This window comes from Marinagarivorans sp., assembly GCF_982758155.1.
In genome coordinates, this window is record NZ_CEXWTU010000219.1 from 1 (window position 1) to 8,264 (window position 8,264).

Annotated in this window: 4 protein-coding genes; 3 read left to right on the forward strand and 1 reads right to left on the reverse strand. The window is 49.2% G+C overall.

All coding sequences use genetic code 11. The annotated features are described in order from the left end of the window. Nucleotides 1-191 precede the first annotated feature (191 nt). The 3 genes from AC3A8L_RS17570 (at nt 192) to AC3A8L_RS17580 (ending at nt 6,177) form a co-directional block, all read left to right on the forward strand. Entirely contained in the window at nt 192-1,274 is a 1,083-nt protein-coding gene (locus AC3A8L_RS17570) for an endo-1,4-beta-xylanase (protein WP_487963577.1), read from the forward strand. A gap of 814 nt (nt 1,275-2,088) precedes the next feature. Further along, complete coding sequence (locus tag AC3A8L_RS17575; RefSeq protein WP_487963578.1) at nt 2,089-4,797, forward strand: DUF1592 domain-containing protein; 2,709 nt, start codon at nt 2,089-2,091, stop codon at nt 4,795-4,797. Nucleotides 4,798-4,806: 9 nt separating this feature from the next. Beyond that, complete coding sequence (locus tag AC3A8L_RS17580; RefSeq protein WP_487963579.1) at nt 4,807-6,177, forward strand: DUF1552 domain-containing protein; 1,371 nt, start codon at nt 4,807-4,809, stop codon at nt 6,175-6,177. Between the two features lie 150 nt (nt 6,178-6,327). Here the strand turns inward: AC3A8L_RS17580 and AC3A8L_RS17585 are convergent. Then, nucleotides 6,328-8,264: response regulator (locus tag AC3A8L_RS17585; protein ID WP_487963580.1), on the reverse strand; the 1,937-nt coding region annotated here is incomplete at its 5' end.

Genomic DNA, 8,264 nt, shown 5'->3' on the forward strand with positions numbered 1-8,264 from the left:
GTTTTCTCAACAAGGCGCCCGAAGGGGCGCATGCCGGGGCATGTAACGCTTTGGGTAACGAAGTTGAGGGAGCAGGAGGCAAGTATTTTTGGATAAAGTATTTTTTCCTCAGCCCTAAGGGGCGTGCTGCGAATGAAAGCCGGCCATAAAAACACAATACAAAAACCACTGCCCTCAAAAAGGATCAAAAAGTGAAAAGATTTTTACTAACCTATAGCTTGCTCTTTTTATTTTCCTGCACAACGCAAGATCATGCTGGCATATCGGTTGCCAATAAGACTTGCCAAGAGCCCAACACGTTAAAACATGCCGGCGAATGCAAAGGCATCTTGATGGGCAATGTGCTGGGTCAGTCGCAAATTGCGCAATTAACGCACGTGCAACATCTTGCCAGGGAATTTAACTACCTTACACCCGAGAACGCGACCAAGTGGATTCACCTGCAGCCTGAGCGTAATGTATTCGATTTCGCCCGCGCTGACCAAGTGGTAGATTTTGCTCAAAACAACGATATGAAAGTAAAAGGACATTGTTTGGTATGGCATAGCCAATTACCCCAATGGGTCGATGATATAACTGATCCTGACGAACTGAAAACCGTCATGAAAAATCACATAATTCAAGTAATGAGCCACTTTAAGGGAAAAATGTACGCTTGGGATGTGGTAAATGAAGCGATTAAAACAGACACCGATGCCGGTGACGGTAACCCTCGCATGCGCAATACCGTATTTCAACGCTTATTGGGCGACGAGTATATTGATATCGCATTTAGGATTGCTCACGAGCAAGACCCGAGCATAAAACTTTACTATAACGATTACAGCATAGACGCTGATAACGACAAAGCAGATTTCCTCTATGAGATGCTCAAAGGTATGGTGCAGCGCGGCGTACCTATTGATGGGGTCGGTTTTCAAATGCATATTGGAACACCGAACAACATCGCTACAGCGGCCGAGGTCGCCAAAAACATGCAGCGCATCGCCGATCTCGGCCTTGAAGTGATTATCTCTGAAATGGATATCAACCTATGTGGCGGGCGCGATGCAGCATGGCAACAATCCCTATACCACGATATTGTATCGGCTTGCGTGAATCAACCGGCCTGCTCTGCTATTACATTCTGGGGGCTAAATGATCGCTCTTCGTGGCTAAATAGTTGGAAAGGTGCAGGTTGCAGCGGCGAAAAACCTATGCCTCTTTTATTGGATGATAATTATCAGAAAAAAGAAACCTATACAGAGGTATTTAACGCTTTAATAGGGCGTTAGGGGCGTGCATTAAATAACTTCCCGTTTTTGAATTCCTGGGTGCACGCTTGCCTTCGTTAAAAATATTTGCAATAGCCGGCTATTAGGGGGGGGAATACATTTTATGATTCAAAATCCAGCAGGGTTTAGTGTTGATGTAGTTCAACACTAAACCTACAAAAAATTAGCTAGAAAATATAAATCGGGTAGCTAGGAGTTTCTCTCTCCCGGCTACCACACCGCCCAGCTTACGGATCTGCAGACCGGAATAGAGATATTCAAGTTAGACATTATAGGAGTAAAAAGTCGAGGGCGGCCTACCCACGATAAATATCGACCCCGCAATCGCGCAGTGAAATTAACCTCATATTATCGAAGAGTGTATTGTTGAGAACAATGCAATACTTTGCTTGAAACTATTCCCACGCTTCCAGTATGACTCAGGCCCATGCAGACCTTCTGTCTTTGAATTTCGCCAATAACTTTTACCCGACGATCCGCACGTAACAGCCCGCGACCCACTAATACCCAACCGCAGTAAATTGCGAACCATTGCTTGTACCCGGCGCCAGTTACTCGGCCAGTTCATCTACGCAAAATACCTTCCATCATCTTCTCTTTACCAAGGCCCGTCACGCAAAGCCAACGCCTATAGGCTCTAAGCTTAATTAGCGTGGTATTGCACAACCGAAACCGAGTCCAAGGTTGGTAGATAATGGAATCAATAGCGCTACAATAATGATCGAAATTTAACCAAGCTATTACCAATACTAAAACGCTAATCCATACCAGAAACGCAAAAAAACACTGAATTAACGTCAGGTAGAGGAAGAACATGTACAAAAATTGCTTCTCGGCCACCGCTCACTTTGTATTTAGCGGTCTTTTACTTTTAACCTTTGGTGGCTGCACCGGTTCGAACGTTGAGCCTACACCTGCCGGTGACGGCACCTCGCCAACCGGCGAGCAAAATGACATGCCCTCCACAGCTCAGCCTGATGAGCCGTTAGACAATACCCCTGGAAACAACGACCCCGTAGACAACGGCCCAGATGCCATCACAGAACAGCCGAGCTACCCCGCATGGGACCCAGCCGTTGCTTACTTTGGCGGCACCAAAGTTACCTTTGCCGATCAAGCCTATGAAGCAAAATGGTGGAACCTTAATGAGAGCCCTGCTGAGTTTGCTGGTGGCGCCGGCCTACCGTGGCTAGCGCTTGACGAAGCCGTAGCCACTACCGTCAGCACGCCAACCGCCGCAACACAGTTCAGAGCTATCCAGCTCGACAACCAAAATATCATCTCGCTAAGCTGGTCTGACCAGGCCAATAACGAGGATGAATTTATTATCCAACGCCGCCTGAACAGCGGCAACTGGCAAGACTTAAGCCGCGAGCCTGAAAACACTCTTACCTATATCGATAGCATGGTCAGTTTTGGCGGCGCATACGTCTACCGTATTGCCAGCAGCAATAGCATTGGCACATCCAGTTATGTCACTAGTAACGCGGTTAATTTAGAACAGCTACCCACAGCCCCAGACGATGTCTCAGACGTAATTGCAGTAGCGTCAGCGACACAGACTATAGTCGGCATCAGTTGGACCGATAATGCCGATAACGAGCAAGGCTTTATTGTAGAACGCCGCGAAAATGCGGACGCATGGCAGCAACTCGCCAGCGTCAGCGCCGATGTAACAACCTATGCTGACGCTAACATTAGCGCCGTAAATACCTATCTATATCGCGTAGCCGCCTTCAATCAAACCGGCACAGGCACCTTCCTGACTAGCCAGAGTATCAACATCGAAGAAATTATTTCTGAGGGCGAGCGTTTATTCAACCAACATTGTATTGCCTGCCATACCGAGGGCGGCATCGCCGCCAATCTGTTTGACGGTTTCATCCAGAATTCCTGGAGCGACAGCTCACTGAGCAACCTGTTAACAAAAATAGTCTCCATGCCGGCACCACAGTGTGACCAAAACTGTATCAATGCCGTCGCAGAATTCCTTTGGGTCGAGCGCTGGGGATTTAGCATTAACCTCGATCATGGTGACCAACAGGCAGGCGTGCGCGGTATACGAAAACTCACTCCGTACGAATTTAAAAACACTATCTACAGCCTGTTTGCCGTCGACGTTGACCAACAAGACTTACCCAAGAATCACTTCTCGAGCGAGTTTAAATACCCTACTGATGCCAACAACGGTATCTACCTCTATGATCATGTTAACGAGATGATCAAACTCGTTGGGGACATCACCAGCGCGATCAATTTGGAGTCGCTAGGCTGCAGCAGTACCGACTGCAACGGCGCCCAACTAGCAGCGCTAACTACAGGAATCATGAGACGACCGCTAACCACAAGCGAACTCGCAAGCTATGAAAAAATCCGCGCCGACTACGGTACTCGCGACGCACTCGCAGCAATGCTACTGGCGCCCGACTTCCTCTATCATATAGAAATCGGAGACTGGGATATTGCCAGTCAATCTTACCCTCTTAACGACTACCAAGTCGCCAACCTACTGTCCTATCAACTCTGGGGAACCACGCCGAGTAGTGAACTGCTGGCACTGGCAGCAACCAATGGTCTCAGCGAAATTTCTCAGATAGAAACGGCTGTCGATACACTGTTAGCTGATCCGAAATTTGCTACGCACTTTGTCGACTTTATAGCTTACTACCTGCAAACCAATGAACGCGTTAGCGAAAAACCAGGGCTAACAAACGATGTAATCAACGCCATGGTCGATGAACAGCGCTTGGCTGTACAGGCAGTCGCCAGCCTTACTGATGCCAACATTGACGACTTATTCAACCCAGGCTATACCTTTGCCAACAATACCCTAAGCACCCATTATGGTTTAGCCGCGATGAACTCGGCAGAAATGACGCGCGTCAATACCGATAGCACACGCGGCGGTATTTTACACCAAGGTCTTACGCAGATAGCCAACGCTGATTTTGCCGCAACCTCACTGGTAAAGCGTGGCAAGATGATACGTGAAAACATGCTTTGTCATAGCATGGGCGTTCCCTCCGGTGTGAACCCCGATACCATTACCTTACCCGACACAGCGATTAGTACCCGGCAACGCTGGGATTTAATTACCGGTGCTAACGCATCAGAGGGGCAATGCTGGCAATGTCATCAACTGATGAACGAACCGGGCTCGGCACTGGAAAATTTTGATCAAACGGGTAAATACCGCCTCAATGAAACCGCCTATAACGACAACAGTGTGCAGGTAATGATCGACAGTGCCGGCGAGCTACGCGACAACAGCGGGCAGAACGTATTAAGCCAGTATCAAGATGCCCGCGAGCTAAGCCTTTACCTCGCACAATCAACACAGGTTCGGGAGTGCTTTGTCGACAGCTATTACCGCTATGCCAGCGGCCACCATGCCGACACCTTAAGTCAGCAAGATCTAGCGGCGGTGCAAACCGAGTTTGTTAGCCTAGGTCACATTAAAACGATGATTAAGGCGCTGCTTTTAAGCGAAATTACATTAACCCGACAAGATCGCAGCGAGTAGATAGCCATCATGATTAAAAAACCGCTTTCAAGACGTTCGTTTCTACGCAGTACGCTCGCGAGTGCCTCCGCCCAGCCAATGCGGAATATAGCCTGCCCGCTGTCGTTAGCCGGTCTTTCTCAGCTTGCCTCGGCGCAAGGCGCGCCTAAATTGAAAGTGGTGTTTGCTGTGATACCCGACGGTTTTGGTATTGAACCTCACGGGGGCTACAACGGACTATGGTTCCCAAGCGCTGACAGCGATGACTCAACCAACATTACCCTCGGTGAAATGTCCCGCCACTTGGGTGATCACGCCAAACGTGCATTATTTCTACAGCAATTAATCATATCTGGTGGCTCCGGTGGCCATAACGGCTGGATGTCAGTACTACGCGACTCCGCCGCACAACACAGCTCAATCGACCTGATTTTGGGTAACGCGTTACCCGGTGCCAATCCCGCGTTAAAACGTATTTATTCGGGGCCTCACTCAATGATCGGCGCCGCCTGGAATGTTTCTCACCAAGACGGCACCATGCTGCGGCCAGAAGAAAACCCCTATCAACTATTTGATCAAATACTGGGTAATATTAATAACGCCGACAGCAGCTCCACACCGGCCGCGACCAGTAAGTCCTACCTGCTAGATCCCGCCATCGCGCGTATCAATGCATTAAAACAACAGCTTGGCGGCAGTGAACGCGGCAAACTCGATAGCCACCTAGACGCCATTGAGCAAGTTGTTGACGACATGCAAAACAGCCTACCGTTAGCCGCGCAGTGCACCCCTAGCGCGGCATCGCCAGTACCAGAAATGGACATCAATTCCGCCGATTTCCGCGAGCCGGTGACCCGTGCCCACGCTAGTATTATTGCTACCGGCTTAAGTTGCGGCTCTTCGCGTATTGCCACCTTTCAAATAGGACGTTCGGCCGACCCCGTAGTGATAAAAAGTGTCTCTACCGTCCGCAATCCACACGACTGTGCGCACCGCTATGGCTCCGTTACCGAATGGCGTGATTCACGCGCGTGGTATATCAAGCAAGTTAAATACCTACTCGACCAACTCAATACCATGCCCGACCCCGACGTGCCCGGCGATAGTGTGCTTGACCACACTCTTGTGGTACTCACCTCTGAAATGGCTGACGGTGCGCCAGAACACATGCAAGATGTTCCGGTGACCCTTATCGGCGGTGCATCGGGTCTATTGCGCAACGGCAACGGCGGCGGTCGCTATTACAACCTCAAACCGTTTGGCGAACGCAGCCATTGGCGAATGGGCCAAGCCGTCGATATGCAACGGGTCTGGGCGACAATCGCCGCCGCCGCTGGTACCTCAGTACCTTACGCTGGCGACGTGACGCCATTGCCGGGAATATTTACCAATGTTGTGTGATAGCCGACTTCGCCCCTAAAAGCCTATTAACTAATCGGCATTAGTTAATAGGCACCTATCATGGTGAGCAGTCATAATAAGGGACGAGGCAACAGTATTTCATCCACTACGAGCCAGGCTAGCGCCTCTTTCAATAGTTTCTGCTTTATTTCAACATGCGGCGCTGAGTTCTTGATATAGCTTTTGGTAGCTGTTGTTAAATATGGGCCAAGTATCAAGTAGTGCATCACCTTGGCCTTTTTTGGCCATGGTTTCCATCTCGGTGCACAGTGCGTGTAGCTCCAAGCCACTAATATTAGCCGCTACGCCTTTAAGGGTATGGGCAATATTAATCGCAGCTGCAATTTCTTTATTGATAACATGCTGCTCAAGTTCATTCACCAGTGCAGGCATGTCGCGTAAAAATATGTGGATGATTTTTTTAAAGCGATCCTCTTTGTTGCGCAGCCGATCACGTAGCTCGGTTTGATCCCACACTGGCAGTGTAGTTTTAACCGGGGCATTGTCACTATTATGCGAATTTTTAACATCGGTTTCGCGCAGCCATTTAGCCAGGCAATGGGATAGCGGACGCTCACCAATAGGTTTCGTCAGGTAATCGTTCATGCCGGCGCTAATGCATTTTTCTTTATCCCCTTGCATGGCGTTGGCGGTCATCGCCACGATAATAATATCGCGATAATGGTCGCCGGCATCGCCTGCGCGAATTTTCCTCGTGGCTTCGTAACCATCCATGACTGGCATCTGGCAATCCATTACAATAAGTGAATAAGGGGTGCTGCCGGCCTGCTTTAGAGCTTCGATAGCCTCTAGGCCATTGTCAGCAACATCACAGGATAAACCTAAATCGTCCAACATGCCTTGCGCCACCAGTTGGTTGATGGCGTTGTCTTCAACAACGAGTAAGCGCTGGTGTGCGTACTGCCCCAGTTGATGCTGCATAGTCTCAGCTTCGCTTTTTTCTCGTATCGAACTAAGATTATGGCGAGTTAACAGCGCCGTTGCGCCAGTTTGTGTTTCGTTGTTATCTAAAATGATGGCTAAAGCATCATACAAATCTTGCTCTATGGTGGGTTTATGAAAATAGGCCGCGAAGCCAATGTCAGCATAGTAGCTCCCGTCACCTCGGGCTCCCATCGACGTCATCATCACTAGACTCATGTCGTTATAGAGCGGATTACTGCGAATAATTTTTGCTAACTCTGCGCCATCCATGTGCGGCATTTGCATATCGAGAATAGCCACCCGAAACGGGCATCCACCGTCGGCAAGGGTTCGTTTCTCAAGCAGGTTGAGGCACTCCAAGCCACTACTGCAAGCGCTAACCACCATTGATTTTTGCTCGACTAAGCCTGATAAAACGTCAAGATTGGTGCGGTTATCGTCGACGATAAGTATCGGCAAACCGGCCATGTCGATACTCCTTATCGTGGGCAATAGTACCTCGCTGCGCCCCAATTTAATCGAAAAACCAAATTGGCTACCCTTGCCCAGCTCACTGCGTACGTCCACATCGCCACCCATCAACTGACAAAGCTGCCTAACGATGGATAAGCCCAGCCCCGTGCCGCCGTACTCTCGGGTTGTGGATGAGTCGGCCTGGGTAAATACCTCAAACAATTGGCCAACTTTATCACTAGCGATTCCAATACCGGTATCGCTGACGGTGATTTTGCAACTCCCTGCGTCTGTGGCATTTACGGAAACTATAATTTCTCCGCCCTTCTCTGTGAATTTGATAGCATTTGACAACAGGTTGGTAAAAACTTGCATCATTAAGCGCTCATCGACATGAAGCACGGGCATGGGGCCTGAAATGAGTTTAAGACGCACGCCTTCGGATGCCGCCGTTTTACGGAACATGCGCAGATTGGAATCTAGAATGGACTGTAACGGAATATCTTCTTCCGTCAGCTGCAGTTTATTGGCCTCGGCACGTGAAAGATCGAGGATGTCGTTAATGATTTCCAATAAGTGATTCCCGCTATCATAGATATCCTTGGCATAGGACTTGTAACGTTCGGAGCCCAGCGGGCCAAACATTTCCATTTTCAGGAATTCGGAAAAACCGATGGTGGCGTTGAGCG